The sequence below is a fragment of the Erythrobacter sp. genome (assembly GCF_023653175.1).
Lineage (GTDB): Bacteria > Pseudomonadota > Alphaproteobacteria > Sphingomonadales > Sphingomonadaceae > Erythrobacter.
On sequence record NZ_JAMNXL010000078.1, the window covers coordinates 1 to 16,329 of the forward strand.

At 67.2% G+C, this 16,329-nt stretch carries 13 protein-coding genes and 1 tRNA gene; 9 read left to right on the plus strand and 5 right to left on the minus strand.

Annotation, left to right across the window (positions count from 1 at the left end):
• Window positions 1-664 (plus strand): S1 RNA-binding domain-containing protein (locus NBV68_RS10120; RefSeq protein WP_296309450.1); only part of this gene is annotated, 664 nt, incomplete at its 5' end.
• Between the two features lie 73 nt (window positions 665-737).
• The gene (locus NBV68_RS10125) at window positions 738-1,418 is read left to right on the plus strand and encodes a spermidine synthase (protein WP_296309452.1); all 681 of its coding nucleotides are present in this window, start codon (window positions 738-740) and stop codon (window positions 1,416-1,418) included.
• A 133-nt stretch (window positions 1,419-1,551) separates the two neighbouring features.
• Here NBV68_RS10125 and NBV68_RS10130 read toward each other — a convergent pair whose 3' ends face one another.
• Both NBV68_RS10130 and NBV68_RS10135 read right to left on the minus strand, forming a co-directional pair.
• On the minus strand, window positions 1,552-2,508 hold the full coding sequence (locus NBV68_RS10130) for a DUF481 domain-containing protein (protein WP_296309454.1): 957 nt from the start codon (window positions 2,506-2,508) through the stop codon (window positions 1,552-1,554).
• A gap of 81 nt (window positions 2,509-2,589) precedes the next feature.
• Window positions 2,590-3,309: a GcrA family cell cycle regulator gene (locus tag NBV68_RS10135; protein WP_296309456.1), complete on the minus strand. Its 720-nt coding sequence runs from the start codon at window positions 3,307-3,309 to the stop codon at window positions 2,590-2,592.
• A gap of 88 nt (window positions 3,310-3,397) precedes the next feature.
• Between NBV68_RS10135 and NBV68_RS10140 the strand changes: the two genes are divergently transcribed.
• Window positions 3,398-4,300: an ABC transporter permease gene (locus NBV68_RS10140; RefSeq protein WP_296309459.1), complete on the plus strand. Its 903-nt coding sequence runs from the start codon at window positions 3,398-3,400 to the stop codon at window positions 4,298-4,300.
• Here the strand turns inward: NBV68_RS10140 and NBV68_RS10145 are convergent.
• Window positions 4,290-4,910 (minus strand): hypothetical protein, encoded by a 621-nt coding sequence (locus NBV68_RS10145; RefSeq protein ID WP_296309462.1) that lies wholly within the window; start codon window positions 4,908-4,910, stop codon window positions 4,290-4,292. The genes NBV68_RS10140 and NBV68_RS10145 overlap by 11 nt on opposite strands.
• 26 nt (window positions 4,911-4,936) lie before the next feature.
• Window positions 4,937-5,317, minus strand: coding sequence for a heat shock protein HspQ (gene hspQ, locus NBV68_RS10150; protein WP_296309465.1), 381 nt, complete (start codon window positions 5,315-5,317; stop codon window positions 4,937-4,939).
• Window positions 5,318-5,498: 181 nt separating this feature from the next.
• On the opposite strand from hspQ, the gene NBV68_RS10155 reads away from it, so the two are divergent.
• Window positions 5,499-5,588: transfer RNA gene (locus NBV68_RS10155), tRNA-Ser, on the plus strand.
• A gap of 1 nt (window position 5,589) precedes the next feature.
• Here the strand turns inward: NBV68_RS10155 and malQ are convergent.
• Window positions 5,590-7,581 carry a 4-alpha-glucanotransferase gene (gene malQ / locus NBV68_RS10160; RefSeq protein WP_296309466.1) on the minus strand — a complete coding sequence of 664 codons (1,992 nt, stop codon included), beginning with the start codon at window positions 7,579-7,581 and terminating at the stop codon, window positions 5,590-5,592.
• A gap of 238 nt (window positions 7,582-7,819) precedes the next feature.
• On the opposite strand from malQ, the gene NBV68_RS10165 reads away from it, so the two are divergent.
• The 5 genes from NBV68_RS10165 to NBV68_RS10185 all read left to right on the plus strand — a co-directional run.
• On the plus strand, window positions 7,820-10,234 hold the full coding sequence (locus NBV68_RS10165; protein WP_296309468.1) for a glycogen/starch/alpha-glucan phosphorylase: 2,415 nt from the start codon (window positions 7,820-7,822) through the stop codon (window positions 10,232-10,234).
• Window positions 10,231-12,393, plus strand: coding sequence for a 1,4-alpha-glucan branching protein GlgB (gene glgB, locus NBV68_RS10170; RefSeq protein WP_296309472.1), 2,163 nt, complete (start codon window positions 10,231-10,233; stop codon window positions 12,391-12,393). Before NBV68_RS10165 ends, glgB begins: the two co-directional genes overlap by 4 nt.
• Before the next feature lie 32 nt (window positions 12,394-12,425).
• Complete coding sequence (glgC, locus tag NBV68_RS10175; protein WP_296309474.1) at window positions 12,426-13,691, plus strand: glucose-1-phosphate adenylyltransferase; 1,266 nt, start codon at window positions 12,426-12,428, stop codon at window positions 13,689-13,691.
• A complete protein-coding gene (gene glgA, locus NBV68_RS10180) occupies window positions 13,688-15,145 on the plus strand; it encodes a glycogen synthase GlgA (protein ID WP_296309475.1) in 1,458 nt (485 codons plus the stop codon). The genes glgC and glgA overlap by 4 nt, the downstream gene beginning before the upstream one ends.
• Window positions 15,142-16,329, plus strand: a 1,188-nt coding sequence (locus NBV68_RS10185; RefSeq protein ID WP_296309477.1) for an alpha-D-glucose phosphate-specific phosphoglucomutase, incomplete at its 3' end; no start/stop codon positions are given. The genes glgA and NBV68_RS10185, both read left to right, overlap by 4 nt.

Genomic DNA, 16,329 nt, shown 5'->3' on the forward strand with positions numbered 1-16,329 from the left:
CAGCGCCAACGCCCCGCGCATCACGATCATCACCATCCCCAAGGACAAGATCCGCGAGGTGATCGGCACCGGCGGCAAGGTGATCCGCGAGATCGTCGCCGAAACCGGCGCCAAGGTCGACATCGACGATGAAGGCGTGATCAAGATCTCGTCCAGCAATGTCGACGAGATCGAAGCGGCCAAGAAGTGGATCCTCGGCATCACGCAGGAAGCCGAAGTCGGCAAGATCTATGACGGCAAGGTCGTGAACATCGTCGATTTCGGCGCCTTCGTGAACTTCATGGGCGGCAAGGACGGTCTCGTCCACGTCTCGGAAATGCGCAACGAGCGGGTCGAGAAGCCCACCGATGTCGTCTCCGAGGGCATGGAAGTGAAGGTCAAGGTGCTCGAGATCGACCAGCGCGGCAAGGTTCGCCTGTCGATGCGCGTCGTCGATCAGGAAACCGGCGAAGAACTGGAAGACACCCGTCCGCCCCGCGAAGCGCGCGAACCGCGCGGTGATCGCGGTGACCGGGGCGGGGATCGCGGCGATCGTCGCGGGCCCCGTGGCGGCGGTGACCGTGGTGGTCGCGGTGGTGATCGCGGCGGCCGCAACGGTGGCGGCGGTGACCGCGGCCCGCGCGACAGCGGTCCGGCCGGTCTCCCCGACTTCCTGAAGGACTAACCGCCTCACCCGAGGTATGAACATCGGCCGCCCGGAGCGATCCGGGCGGCCTTGTTTTTGGAAAATTTGACCGATGCTCCAGCGCGAACTTATCGACACGACCCAGATCGAGGACGGCGTCACCCTCGAACTCTACACCCATGCGGGTCACTTCATGATCGTGATGGGGCGCAACGAGCTGATGAGCACGCGGATGCGCTTTTCGGAGGAGCAGCTCGCCGACCTGACCCTCGACCGGCTGGGCAAGGACAACGCTCGCATCCTGATCGGCGGCTATGGAATGGGCTTCACCTACCGTGCGGCCGCAGCCAAGCTCGGGCCCAAGGCGCAGATCGTGGTGGCGGAGATTTCCGATGCGATCATCGACTGGGCCAAGGGGCCGATGGCGGCGCTCACCGGAGAGGGCCTCGCCGACCCGCGGCTCGACCTCAAGATCTGCGATGTCGCCGCCCTGATCGATGACGCGAACGACGGCACCTGCGACAAGTTCGATGCGATCCTGCTCGATGTCGACAATGGCCCCGACGGGATCGTGCGCGATGCCAACAACCGGATCTATTCGCGCACAGGCCTTGCCAAGGCGCGCGATGCGCTCAAGCCGGGCGGCATTCTCGCGGTGTGGTCAGCCGGGCCCGACCCTGCCTTCCGCAAGCGGCTGTATGACACCGGCCTCGACGTGACCGAATGGAACGTCCGCTCGCGCCCGAACAACAAGGGCGCGCATCACATAATCTGGTTTGCGCACAAGAGCTGACACCCAAGCTCTTCGAGCTTGGGTCAGACCTCCCGCCCCGCCTCCCCACCCGGCCACCACAGCATGGTGTACCATTGGTGGCCGGGTGGGGAGGCGGGGCGGGGGGTCTGCGTTCACGCCAGTGAATTTAGACTCAAAAATCGTAGATCAGCGTCACCCGGCTGAGCGTGTCGGTCTGCACTGCGCCCGGCGCCGGGTTGCTGTCATATTCGACCGCATAGGAAAACCGCGCCTTCAGCTTCCGGGCGATAGCCGCGTCGAGCCCGGTCACAAGGTCGATCGAGGTGTTGCGCGAATCGATGATCGCGATCGCGGAGCCCCCCGTCTCGGCGACGGCATTGGTGTCCTGTGTCAGCTTCAATCGCTCGGTGATCTGCCAGTCGAAATCGAGCGCCAGCAGTCCGGCGATGCGGTTCTCGCTGCGTCCGTCGGTGAATTCGGTGACGCGGTAGGCAGGGCCCGCCTTGAGCGAGAGCTGGACGGCCTTGCCCTTGATCGCCTGGTAGCCCATGCCGCCCGAGATCGCATAGCGCGCGTCGAAGCCCTGGAAGCGGTCGGCCTCGTACTGGGCGAGCGCGTAGACGTAGAAATTGTCCGACACGTTCACATTGGGCTCGTAGCGCGCAAGGAACTGCTCGCGCGTCGTCACGCCGCCCGCGCGCTGGTAATCCGCGCGGCCGGTGAGCCGGTGGCGCCACTTGATCCCCTGCCGATCGAGCGAGAGCGCGGCGGTAAAGCCGGTGTTGGTGGTGTTGCCGGTGGAGCGGAAGCCCCCGAGCTCTCCCCGGCCGCTCCAGTTCTCGAACAGGTCGGCCTCGCGCAGCGCGGCGAGCTTGGCCTCTTCCTCGGCCTTTCTGTGCGCGGCGAGCGCGGTGTTGAAATCGGCGACGATGGCGTCGATCTCGGCGTTGTCGGCCGGATTGGTCTGGCGCGCTATCTCGGCGATGGTGCGCACCTTGGTCTCGTCGCCCGTGGCGATCGCGGCGTCGATCATCGCTCGGACGGGTTCTGGAAGCTCGGCCATGGCAGGCTGAGCGACGCACGCCGCGCCGCTCATCGCTGCAATCCGCAATCCCCGCGAGGCGATCATGTTAGCGCTCCCTTCCGACGCTACCCTTCCATAGAGGCGAGGGCGGGGGCCGGACAAGCCCCTGCGCGCACAGCTCAGGCTTCAGCGGACTCTGGGGCCTCCGAAGGGCAGCGGCGGGGGCGGACGGCGCACACCGCGCGGCAGCTGCGCCTGATAGGCACGGCCGCAATGCTCGACGCAATAGGGGAAGCCGGGGTTCACAGTCTCGCCGCAGAAGTGGAAATCGGGCTCGCCCGGGTGGCCCATCGGCCAGCGGCAGACCTTGTCCGACAGGTCGAGCAGGCTGGTCTTGCCGGCAATCTCGGCGCTCGGCTTGGCGGGCACCAGACGGCGCGGCGGGGCGGGCGGGATCGGGGCCTGCTGGTCGCCCGGGCCCTGGCGCAGGAAGCCGCCGGGGCCGACCGAGACGATCTTGGGAAGGTTTTCCGCCGGCGGGGCAGGCGCGACATTGTCGGCCGCAGCAGGCTCGGCGCGGGGTGCGGCAGGCGCGGCGGCGGCACGCGGCGCGGGACGCTCGGCGGCTTCCACGGCCACGCTGCGCTCGGGCGCTTCGGTCGGCGCACGCGGGGGAGCCGCTGGCGCGGGCGCGGCCGGCTTCTTGGCGGCAGGAGCGGCGGCGGCGGGCTTCTTCTTCTCGTTCGCCTTGACCGGCGAGGGCCGCGCCTTGAGACCGAGGCGATGCGCCTTGCCGATCACCGCGTTGCGGCTGACCCCGCCAAGTTCGGTGGCGATCTCGCTGGCAGTCGCGCCGCCTTCCCACATCTTCCGGAGCGTTGCGATGCGCTCGTCTGTCCAGCTCATAGTGTTCTACCTGTTCTGTGTGTCCGGCGCGGGTCCGGCGGGGGGCGGTGCTTGTCAGCGGCGGACACGCAGCCTAGGCACCGTGCCCATGACTGACAACGCAACTGCAAGCCCCTCCGGCAATGCCGCTCCCGTGACGGATGTGACGGCTGATGACAAGACCGGCGGGAGCTTCCGGTTCACCCCGCGCGGTGTACCCGTGATCACGGGCATCAATCGCGTGGGACTCTCGGCGCTCTATATGAAGGAGGTGCGTCGGTTTCTCAAGGTGCAGACGCAAACGATCTGGGCCCCTGCCTTCACCACATTGCTGTTTCTGGTGATTTTCACGGTCGCCTTGGGCCGCGAGGGGCGTGCGGTGCTGGGCGTGCCTTTCGCCAGCTTCGTCGCGCCCGGACTGATCGTGATGGCGATGATGCAGAACGCCTTTGCCAATTCGAGCTTCTCATTGCTCTCGGGCAAGATGCAGGGAACGATCATCGACCTGCTGATGCCGCCCCTGTCGAGCGGCGAGCTGATGGCGGGGATCCTTGCCGCCGCTGTCACCCGCGCGCTGCTGGTGGGTGGCGCGGTCGCGCTCGCCATGGCGCTGTGGCCGGGGGTTTCGCTGGCGCCCGCGCATCTGTGGGCGGTGGTGTGGTTCGGCCTGATGGGGGCACTGCTGCTCGCCACCATCGGGCTTGCTACCTCGATCTGGGCCGAGAAGTTCGATCACAACGCCGCCGTCACCAACTTCATCATCGCCCCTCTCTCGCTTTTGTCGGGCACCTTCTACACCATCGAGAATCTCCACGGGGTATTCCAGACGGTGAGCCGCTTGAACCCGTTCTTCTACGTGATCTCGGGCTTCCGCTATGGCTTCCTGGGCGCAAGCGATATGGGGGACGCTGCGCATGTGGCGGCGGCCGGTCTCGGGTTGCTGGTGCTCAACGGCGTGTTGGCGGCGGGCGTCTATGCGCTCCTGCGCAGCGGCTGGAAACTCAAGAGCTGAGCGTAGCGGCCGAGCCCGCGGGCAGGGTCCCTGCCGCGAGCCGCTCGATCGCCGCGCCTGCGCCCGCCACGTCGGCGACAGGGCCGATGTCGAAATACTCGGTCTGCCGGTCGCCGTCGCTGTCACGTCCGATCCGCACCGCGAGGCGCAGCCAGCCCGAGCCGTCAGGCCGCTCCCGGCGCTGGGCCATGCCGATGCGGTCGGCGGGGGCGGTGTCGATGGTGAGGTCGCGCCCGATCGCGAGCTTCAGCACACGGCTTGCGGTGACGACGTACAGCACCCGCCCGCGCTCCCACAGCGGGAGGAAAGGCCGCGACAGCATCCACGCGCCGACCGCGATGAAGGGGACGCCGAACAGCGGGAAGGCCCAGGCGACAAATCCCAACTCCTCGACCCCGCCGCCCGCGACCGCGGTGGCGGCGATGCCCGTCCAGGCGAGCGCGAACGCCGTCCACGGCACTGCGAAGACGTAGATCAGGAAATGCTTGGGATCGATCTGCGCCAGCTGCCAGCCGTGCCATTCGACCGTCTCGCCCGCTTGCAGCTCACGCTCGAGCGCCAGCCGTAGGCGGGTCATCGCGCTGTTGTCGGTTGGCTGTCGATCGACCATGCCCGCCGTCTAGCAGGGCAAGGTTGTCAATGTGTGAGCGAACGCCGCATCCGGTAGCGGCCGTCCTTGAAGCTGTCGAACAACTGGCGCACCGTCGGGTGATCGACCGGGCCACCCTCGGCATCGGCGACAAGGTTGCCCTGGCTCACATAGGCAACGTAGGACGAATCCTCGTTCTCGGCGAGCAGGTGGTAGAAGGGCTGGTCGCGCCGCGGGCGGATATTCTCGGGGATCGATTGGTACCACTCTTCCGAGTTGGCGAAGACCGGATCGATATCGAAGACGACGCCGCGGAAGGCGAACAGGCGGTGGCGGACCACATCGCCGATCCCGAAGCGGGCGCGGGTCTGGCGCGGCGCGATGATGGTGCGTCCGGCCTGGCTCGAAAAGAACTCAGCACGTTCCATGACCGGCAATATGGACCTTTACCTGCGCAAAACAAGCGCGCTTGGCCCGGGCGTGCCAGATATGCCCGCATTTTGTGCGCCCGCCCCTCTTGGCAAGGCCGAAACCTTGGGCTAACGGGCGCGCTTCCTGACGCCCGCCGCCTTTCGACCAGACGGCCCAAACATGCGCGACAGGCCTCGCGGAGAGGTGGCAGAGTGGTCGAATGCGCCGCACTCGAAATGCGGTTTACCGGCAACGGTAACGTGGGTTCGAATCCCACCCTCTCCGCCAGTCATGCTTTCGTATGCCCTTCGTTATCGCCCGGCCCGGTGTCGGCGAGGATCGCGCAGCGGCGCGCGATGTCCGGATCTTCCATCAATTGCGCGACCGGAGCGGCGAGGCGGCGGCGCCAGTTGGGGTGGACATCGACCGTGCCGGGCAAGTTGGGCTGTTCCTCGAGGCCGAGCATATCCTCGAGCGAGACCAGTGCGAGGGCTGACGGCGTGCGGGCGATATGGGTGATCGCCGCATCGACCACCGGGCCGGGATCGCCGGGCGCCGGGCGCGCAGCGGTGTGGTCGAGCGTCGACCATAGCAGCCCCCGGTCCCAGTCGCGGATCGATTCCGCCTCGGCGCGGCTCATGCCTTCGGGCAGGCGGCCGAGCCTCTCCGCCCAGTCGAGATCGCGCCCGCGCCACCACCCCGCGACGGTGACGGTGTCATGCGTCCCGCTCATCGCCGCGCTCAGGGGCTCATAGTCGCCAGCGCCGATGAAGCCGTGATCGGCGGCGCGCTCGAACCACAGCACCCGCATCCCCAGCATCTGCCGCGCCGTGACCGCGCCGGTGAAGCCGTAAGGCGCGGTACCGAGATCCTCGGCGATGATGAAGGCGCCCGCGCGGTCTGCCTCCAAGGTGGCGAGGCGGATCAGGTCTTCGAAGGGGTAGGCGAGATAGGCCCCGTCCTGCGTCGTGCCGCCCTCGGGGATCACCCAGAGCCGGGCGAGGCCGAAGGCATGGTCGATCCTCAGGCCCCCGCCGCTGGCGAGCCCGGTGCGGATCATCGCGATCCACGGTGCGTAGCCGCTCGCACGCAGGCCATCTGGCGAAAAGCCGGTGATCGACCAGTTCTGCCCCAGCGGCCCCAGCGGATCGGGCGGCGCGCCGATGGTGAGGCCGCCGAGCATCGCGTGCCTGAGCGACCAGGCATCGCTCCCCGAAGGATCGACCCCGACCGCCAGATCGCCGATCAGCCCGATGCCCATCCCTGCGTCCTTCGCGGCAGCCTGCGCGGCCGCGAGACCGGCTCGCGCGAGGGACTGGACGAAAAGGTGGAAGGCGATCTCGTCCGGGTTCTCGGCGGCAAAGCGCAGCGCAGCCTCGCCCGCAGGATCGTGGTAGGCTGCGGGCCAATCGCGCCAGCCATGCGCGCCGCTCGCTGCGCGGAAATGGCAGTCGAGCGCGTCGAACAGGGCGTGGCGGAGCAGCATCGGTTCGTCGGCTGCGGTGAAGGCAGCGCGCCGGGCGGGGTCGAGACCCCCGAACAGGGCGCGCAAACTCGCAAGGCGGCGCGGCAGCACCTCGGCCCAGTCGATCAGCGGCCGTCCTTCGTCGGCGGGCAAGGGCGGCAGTCCCGCCAGCGCGGGATCGGCCAGCGCGCCGTTCAGGAAAAGGCGGCTCGAGGGGGAATAGGGGCTGTAGCCCTTGCCATGCCCGGGGAACAATGCGTGGACGGGATTGATCGCCAGCGCGTCCGCCCCTGCAGCGCCGAATGCGCGCGCCGCCTCGGCCAACTCGCCGAAGCTGCCGAAGGGCGAGGGGTGTGCGCCGCGCAGCGCCGGGATCTGCACCGACACACCCCATGGGCGGCGGCCCCTGTGCTGCGGCGGCAGCGGGCAGCGCGGCGGAGCCACCGCGAGCTTCACCATGCTCCCGCCCAGCGCGAGGTCGTAATAGCCCGGCGCATCGGGCACGGTCAGGCGGTCGCCCTCGACCGCCAGCGGGCGGGTGACGCCGTCCTCACCGGTCGCCTCGGCGCGGGAAACGGCAGACGGCAAAGTAATCGTCGCCCCGCAATCGGCAACCAGCATCGCGGGCAGCGCGCGGCGTTGTTTGTCGATCACGGCAAGGCTGCGCGCGATCTGGCGCTCGCTCGCCGTCTCGTGCCCGAGCGCCGTCAGCACCGCCGCCAGCGCGGCATCGCCCACCACCTGGCTGCGGCCTTCGACATCGGTCCATTCGCGGGCCACCCCCGCCACCTCAGCCAGCGCGTGCAATTGCTCCATCGCCGTCTCCCAGAACCGCACCTGCACCCTCGCATCGGGCGCTTCGCCCCGTCTGGCAAGCGTCGGCGCGCGCGCATTTGCCAATTTGGCGCATGAATACGATTGTGGCCTCACTTCTTCGATTGCTGCGCTCGCACGCAACTGGTTAGTGTGCAGGTCAGTGCCGGGGGGCAAGGATGGCGGCAAGGGCTCTGCCGGACAAGCGCCCGCCCCGATCCAACCAAGGAGAGTGTCCCGCGTGACCAACCGCCCCGAAGGCAAGTCCCAGGATCTCGAGGTGCGCATTCTCGGCGCCCTGCGCCACCGCGTCGGCAAGACCGAGCGCGCCGCCAAGCCGCATGACTGGTACGAGGCGAGCGTGCTGGCGCTGCGCGATGACATCATTGACCGCTGGTTCGCCTCCACCTCGGCGGCGCACGAGACCGGGGCCAAGCGGGTCTATTATCTCAGCCTCGAATTCCTGATCGGCCGCCTGCTGCGCGATGCGCTCTCGAACCTCGGCGTCACGCGCGAGATGGAGCAGGCGCTGCGCGAACACGGGATGGATCTGGCGGCGCTGGAGGAACTGGAACCCGATGCCGCGCTCGGCAATGGCGGGCTCGGGCGGCTGGCAGCGTGCTTCATGGAGAGCCTCGCCAGCCTCGACATCCCGGCCTTCGGCTACGGCATCCGCTACATCAACGGCATGTTCCGCCAGCGCATCGACGAAGGCTGGCAGGTCGAGCTGCCCGAAACCTGGCTCGCCCATGGCAACCCGTGGGAGTTCGAGCGGCGCGAGAGCGCCTATCTTGTCGGCTTCGGCGGCGAGGTGACGAGCGAGGCCGGCGCGATCCGCTGGTCGCCGGCCGAAAAGATCGAGGCGACCGCAGTCGATACCCCTGTGGTCGGCTGGCAGGGCAAGCGCGTGAATACGCTGAGGCTGTGGACCGCCAATGCGCTCGATCCGATCCAGCTTGCGGCCTTCAATGCGGGCGATCACGCCGGCGCGCTCGCCGCGCAGGTGCGCGCCGATACGCTGGTGCGGGTGCTCTATCCGGCGGATTCCACCCCTGCGGGGCAGGAACTGCGGCTGCGCCAGGAGTTCTTCTTCTCCAGCGCCAGCATCCAGGACATCGTGCGCCGCCACGTGCAATATTACGGCGATGTTCGCACGCTGCCCGACAAGGCGGCGATCCAGCTGAACGACACGCACCCCTCGGTCGCGGTGGCCGAGCTGATGCGGATATTGAAGGACGAACACCATCTTCCCTTCGACGAGGCATGGGAGATCACAAAGGCGACCATCGCCTACACCAACCACACCCTGCTTCCCGAGGCGCTCGAAAGCTGGCCGCTGCCGCTGTTCGAACGGCTGCTGCCGCGCCACATGCAGATCGTCTATGCGATCAATGCGCATGTGCTGCGCGAGGCGAGGAAGGCAGGGCTCGACGATGCGGCGATCTCCGCGATCTCGCTTATCGACGAGCATGGCGAGCGCCGCGTGCGGATGGCGAACCTCGCCTTTGTCGGCGCGCATTCGATCAACGGGGTGGCCGCGCTCCACACCGGGCTGATGAAGGAGACGGTGTTTGCCGATCTCCACAAGCTCTATCCGACCCGCATCAACAACAAGACCAACGGCGTCACCCCGCGCCGCTGGCTGCACCAGTCGAACCCGCGCCTGACCGGCCTGATCCGCGAGGCGATCGGCGACGGGTTCATCGCCGATGCCGAGCAGCTCTCCAGCCTCGCCGGACTAGCGGGCGATGCGGCGCTGGGTGAGCGGGTGGACGAGGTGAAGCGCGCCAACAAGGTCGACCTCTCCAACCACCTGCGCGAGCTCACCGGCCTGAGGCTCGATCCCGATGCGCTGTTCGACGTGCAGATCAAGCGCATCCACGAATACAAGCGCCAGCTGCTCAATCTGATCGAGACCGTTGCTCTGTATGACCAGATTCGCAGCCACCCGGAGCGCGACTGGGTGCCGCGGGTGAAGATCTTCGGCGGCAAGGCGGCGCCGACCTATCACAACGCCAAGCTGATCATCAAACTCGCCAACGACATCGCCCGGCGGATCAACTCCGATCCCAGCGTGGGCGAGGTACTGAAGGTGGTGTTCGTCCCCAATTACAACGTCAGCCTCGCCGAACTGATCATTCCTGCCGCCGACCTTTCGGAGCAGATTTCGACCGCGGGGATGGAAGCCTCGGGCACGGGCAACATGAAGTTCGCCTTCAACGGCGCGCTGACCATCGGCACGCTGGACGGCGCGAATATCGAGATCATGGAGCACGTGGGGCGCGAGAACATCGTGATCTTCGGCATGACGGCGGAAGAGGTCGCGGCCAAGCGCGCCGATGGCTATGTCCCGCGCGAAGTGATCGAAGGCAGCCGCGAATTGTGTCAGGCCGTGCGCTCGATCGCGAGCGGCGTGTTCAGCCCGGACGAGCCGACGCGTTATCAGGGGTTGATGGATGCGCTCTACAATTCCGACTGGTTCATGGTCGCGGCCGATTTCGACGCCTATGCCGCCGCCCAGCGCGATGTTGACGCGCGCTGGTGCGACCGCCCGGCGTGGCGCAAGTCGGCGATCATGAACATCGCGCAGGTCGGCTGGTTCTCGTCCGATCGCACCATCGGCGAATATGCTCGGGACATTTGGGGCGTGGCATGAAGCCCCCGCCAGAGGCCCTCGCTGCGCTGCTGGACGGCACCCACGCCGATCCCTTCGCGCTGCTGGGGCCGCACGGTGGCCCGGCAGGCACCTTCGCCCGCGCGATCCTGCACGGGGCGGAAGAGGCCGAGGCCTTCTCGTTGAAGGGCGGGCGGCTCGGCAGGATGACCCGCGTCGATGGCGCGGTGTTTGAAGGCAAGCTCAGGGGCAAGCCCAAGCCGATCAGGTATCGCTGCCGGGGGCTGGGCAAGGAATGGTGGGTGACCGATCCCTATTCCTTCGGCCCGGTGCTTGGCCCCATGGACGATTTTCTGATCGCCGAGGGCACGCATTTCCGCCTGTTCGACAAGCTGGGCGCGCATGTGATCCATCACGAGGGCGCACATGGCGTCCACTTCGCGGTCTGGGCGCCCAACGCGCGCAGCGTCACGCTGGTCGGCGATTTCAACGGCTGGAACGGCGCGGCGCACATGATGCGCCGCCGGGTCGATATCGGTGTGTGGGAGATCTTCATTCCCGACATCACCGAGGGCGCGGCCTACAAGTATCGCATCATCGGCCCCGACGGCACGGTGCTCCCCCTCAAGGCCGATCCCTTCGCCTTCGCCAGCGAACTGCGCCCCAAGACCGCCAGTATCGTCGCGCAGCCCGGCAAGCGCGAGTGGGGCGACGGTGCCCACCGCGCGCATTGGGCCAGCGTCGATCCCCGCCGGGAAGCCATCTCCATCTACGAAGTCCACCCCGGCTCATGGCAGCGGGGCGACAATGGCTGGTTCCTGACCTGGGACGAAATGGCCGCGCGGCTGATCCCCTATGTCACCGACATGGGCTTCACCCATATCGAGTTCCTGCCGGTCTCCGAACACCCCTATGATCCGAGCTGGGGCTATCAGGCCACCGGGCTCTACGCCCCGTCGGCACGCTTCGGCGATGTGGAGGGCTTCGCCCGCTTCGTCGACGGCGCACACCGTGCGGGTGTCGGCGTGCTGATCGACTGGGTGCCCGCGCACTTCCCGGTCGACGAACACGGCCTCGCCCGCTTCGACGGCACGGCGCTCTACGAACACGAAGACCCGCGCCTCGGTTTCCACCCTGACTGGAACACCGCGATCTACAATTTCGGGCGCAAGGAAGTGCGGAGCTTCCTCGTCAACAACGCGCTGTTCTGGGCCGAGCAATACCATGTCGATGGCTTGCGCGTGGATGCGGTCGCCTCGATGCTCTACCGCGATTACTCGCGCAAAGCGGACGAATGGATCCCCAATGCCGAAGGCGGGCGCGAGAACTGGGAGGCGGTCGAATTCATGCGCGCGACCAACCGCGCGCTTTACGGCAGCCACGCAGGGGTGATGACCATCGCCGAGGAATCGACCTCATGGCCGGGCGTCTCGCAGCCCGCGTTCGACGAAGGCCCGCGCACGGCACTCGGCTTCGGGTTCAAGTGGAACATGGGCTTCATGCACGACACGCTGCAATACATGGCGCGTGAGTCCGTGCACCGCAAATACCACCACAACGAGATCACCTTCGGCCTGGTCTATGCCTTCTCGGAGAATTTCGTCCTGCCGCTGAGCCACGATGAAGTGGTGCACGGCAAGGGCACGATCCTCGGCAAGATGAGCGGCGACGACTGGCAGCAATTCGCCAACCTTCGTGCCTACTACGCGATGATGTGGGGCTATCCCGGCAAGAAGCTGCTCTTCATGGGGCAGGAATTCGCCCAGCGCCGCGAATGGAGCGAGGAGCGCGCGCTGGATTGGGAATTGCTGGACGCGCCCGCGCATCGGGGTGTTTCGAACCTGATCCGCGATCTCAACCGCCTCTACCGCACCACCCCCGCGCTCCACGCCCGCGATTGCGAGAGCGAGGGGTTCGAATGGCTGATCGGCGATGATGCCGACAATTCGGTGTTCGCCTGGGCCCGGATGGCACCGGGCGAGGCCCCGGTGGCGGTCATCGCCAACATGACTCCTGCACTCCACAGCGCTTACCGCCTGCCCCTGCCGCATGACGGCACATGGGCCGAAGTGCTCAACAGCGATGCGCTGGAATACGGCGGCAGCGGAAAGGGCAACATGGGGAGCGTGACCGCATCGGGCGGCGCGGCCCATATCGTCCTGCCGCCGCTCGCCACGATAATACTGCAATACAAGCCGTAGAGAACACAAGACCACTCTGGGGAGAGAATGGGATGATTGAAAGGACTTCGGGCAGACCGCTCGCACGTGACGCGATGGCCTATGTGCTTGCCGGAGGACGCGGCAGCCGCTTGATGGAATTGACCGACCGGCGCGCCAAACCGGCGGTCTATTTCGGCGGCAAGTCGCGGATCATCGACTTCGCGCTCTCGAACGCAATCAACTCCGGCATCCGCCGCATCGGGGTGGCGACACAGTACAAGGCGCACTCGCTGATCCGCCACATGCAACGCGGCTGGAACTTCATGCGCCCAGAGCGCAACGAGAGCTTCGATATCCTGCCCGCCAGCCAGCGCGTATCGGAAAACCAGTGGTACGAAGGCACGGCCGATGCGGTGTACCAGAACATCGACATCATCGCCGCGCACGCGCCGAAGTACATGGTGATCCTCGCGGGCGATCACATCTACAAGATGGACTACGAATTGATGCTGCAACAGCACGTCAATTCGGGCGCGGACGTCACCGTGGGCTGCCTTGTCGTGCCGCGCATGGAAGCGACCGGCTTCGGCGTGATGCATGTCGACGCGGCGGACAATATCACCGCCTTCGTCGAAAAGCCCAAGGACCCGCCGGGCATTCCGGGCGACGAGGGCATGGCATTGGCCTCGATGGGGATCTACGTCTTCAACACCGATTTCCTGTTCGAACAATTGCGCCGCGACGCCGACGATCCGGCCTCCAAGCGCGATTTCGGCGGTGACATCATCCCCTACATCGTCAAGCACGGCAAAGCGGTCGCGCACCGCTTCACCAACAGCTGCATCCGCGCCGCGGAAGAAATCGAGGAATACTGGCGCGATGTCGGCACGCTCGACGCCTATTTCGAGGCCAATCTCGACCTTACCGACACCGTGCCCAAGCTGAACCTCTATGACCGCGACTGGCCGATCTGGACCGATGCGGTGGTCGCAGCACCAGCCAAGTTCGTCCACGACGAGGACGGGCGACGCGGCTTTGCGGTGTCTTCGCTGGTGTCGGGCGATTGCATCATTTCGGGCAGCGAGGTGCGCCGCAGCCTGCTGTTCACCGGGGTCAAGATCGGCAGCTTCTCCAACGTCAAGGAGGCGGTCATCCTGCCCTATTGCAACATCGGGCGCGGGGCGCGGCTCTCCAAGGTGATCATCGATTCCGGGGTGCGCATCCCCGAAGGCATGGTGATCGGCGAGGACGCGGTGCTGGATGCGCAGCGGTTCCGCGTATCGGAAAAGGGCGTGGTGCTGGTCACCCGCGACATGATGGCGCGCCTGCAGGGATGACGCTCAAGGTTCTCTCGGTCGCATCGGAAGCCGCCCCGCTGGTCAAGACCGGCGGGCTGGCCGACGTGGTGGGCGCGCTGCCTGCCGCGCTGGCGGCGCAGAGGGTGGAGGTGACGACCCTGATCCCCGGCTACCCGTCGGTGCTGGCGAAGCTTGGCAAGACCAAGGCGGTGCACAAGTGGGATGCGCTGCCGGGAGGGCCGGCGCGGCTGCTGGCGGGCAAGCTGGGCGAGGCGAGGCTGCTGGTGCTCGATGCGCCTGCGCTTTTCGCTCGCGAAGGCGGGCCTTACGCGGACGCCTCGGGCCGTGACTGGGACGACAATTGGCGCAGGTTCGCCGCCGTCGCTCGCGCCGCTGCCGACATCGCGGGCGGCGCGGTGAAGGGGCGCAGCTTCGATCTCGTCCACGCGCATGACTGGCAGGCGGGGCTGGTGCCCGCCTATCTGCGCCTCGCCCCGCTTGCGGGCGGGCGTTCGGTGCCGAGCGTCATCACCATCCACAACATGGCCTTTCAGGGCTACTTCCCCGGCGAGATCTTCCCCGCGCTCGGCCTGCCGCCTTCGGCCTGGACGGTCGACGGGGTGGAGAGCTACGGCGGGGTCGGCTTCCTCAAGGCCGGGATGCAGCTTGCCGATGCGATCACCACGGTGAGCCCCACCTATGCGGGCGAGATCCGTTCGGTCGAATTCGGGATGGGGCTCGAAGGGCTGGTGCTGGCCCGCTCGAGCCGGGTGCACGGCATCCTCAACGGCATCGACACCAAGGAGTGGAACCCCGCCACCGACCCGCACCTTGCCGCTTGCTTCACCGCCGGAAAGCTCGCCGCGCGGGCCAAGAACAAGCGCGCGATCGAAGCGGAATTCGGGCTCGAGCGCGACGATGGCCCGCTGTTCATCGTCGTCAGCCGGTTGACCTGGCAGAAGGGCATGGACGTGTTCGCCGAAGTGCTCGATCACCTCGTCGGGATCGGCGGGCGGCTGGCGCTGCTGGGCTCGGGCGATGCCGAGATCGAGCAGCGCTTCCATGCTGCCGCCGCGCGCCATCCGGGGCGCATCGGCGTGCGGATCGGCTATGACGAGGCGCTGTCGCACCGCTTGCAGGGCGGGGGCGATGCGATCCTGATCCCGAGCCGCTTCGAGCCCTGCGGCCTGACCCAGCTCTATGGTCTCGCCTATGGCTGCGTCCCGGTGGTCTCGCGCACGGGCGGACTTGCCGACACGGTGATCGACGCCAACCCCGCCGCGCTCGCCGCCGGGGTCGCGACCGGCTTCCAGATCAACGCCGTCAACGCGGGGGCGCTGGCGATGGGCGTGAGCCGCACGGTCGCGCTTTACCACCAGACTGCCGCATGGAAGCGGCTTCAGACCAACGGGATGAAGGCGGATTTCTCCTGGGGTGCGAGCGGCGCTGCCTATGCCGCGCTCTACCGGCAACTGATCGAGGAACAGGAATGATCACCACAGTCGCCACCACGCCCTTCGAAGGGCAGAAGCCCGGCACTTCGGGCCTGCGCAAGAAGGTGCGGGTGTTTAGCCAACCGAACTATGCCGAGAACTTCATCCAGTCGGTGTTCGACGTGGCCGAGCGCCCGGCGGCTTCCACGCTGGTGATCGGCGGGGACGGGCGGTTCCACAACCGCACCGTCATCGCCCGCGCGATCCGCATGGCGGCGGCGAACGGCTACGCCCGCGTGCTGGTGGGGCAGGGCGGCATCCTCTCGACCCCGGCGGCGAGCCACGTGATCCGCAAATATGGCGCAAGCGGCGGGCTGATCCTCTCGGCCAGCCACAACCCCGGCGGGCCGGACGAGGATTTCGGCATCAAGTACAACATCGCCAATGGCGGCCCCGCGCCGGAAGCCGTGACCGAGGCGATCCACGCGCGCACCCAGACCATCGACCGCTGGCTGATGGTCGAGGGCGGGGCGGACGTCGATCTCGACCGCATCGGCACGGCGCAGGTCGGCGACATGGCGGTCGAGGTGATCGACCCGGTCGCCGACTATGCCGACCTGATGGAGGAACTGTTCGATTTCCCCGCGATCCGCGCAGCCGCGCAGCAGGGGCTGACGATGGCCTTCGACGCGATGCATGCGGTCACCGGTCCCTATGCGCACGAGATCCTCGAACGCCGTTTGGGCTTTCCGGCGGGCACGGTCCACAATGGCGTGCCGCTGGAGGATTTCGGCGGGCACCATCCCGACCCCAACCTCGTTCATGCGCGCGTGCTCTACGATCTGATGATGTCGCCCGATGCGCCCGCTCTCGGCGCGGCGTCGGATGGGGACGGCGACCGCAACCTCATCATCGGCAAGGGCGTCTTCATCACGCCTTCGGATTCGCTGGCGATGCTGGCGGCGAACGCGCACCTCGCGCCCGCCTATGCCGGGGGCCTCAAGGGAATCGCCCGCTCGATGCCGACCAGCACGGCCGCCGACAAGGTGGCGGACGCGCTCGGCATTCCGGCATGGGAGACGCCCACGGGGTGGAAGTTCTTCGGCACGCTGCTCGACGCCGGAAAGGCCACAATCTGCGGCGAGGAAAGCGCCGGCACCGGCAGCGACCATGTGCGCGAAAAGGACGGGCTGTGGGCGGTGCTGCTATGGCTCAACATCCTCGCGGTGACCGACAAGCCGGTA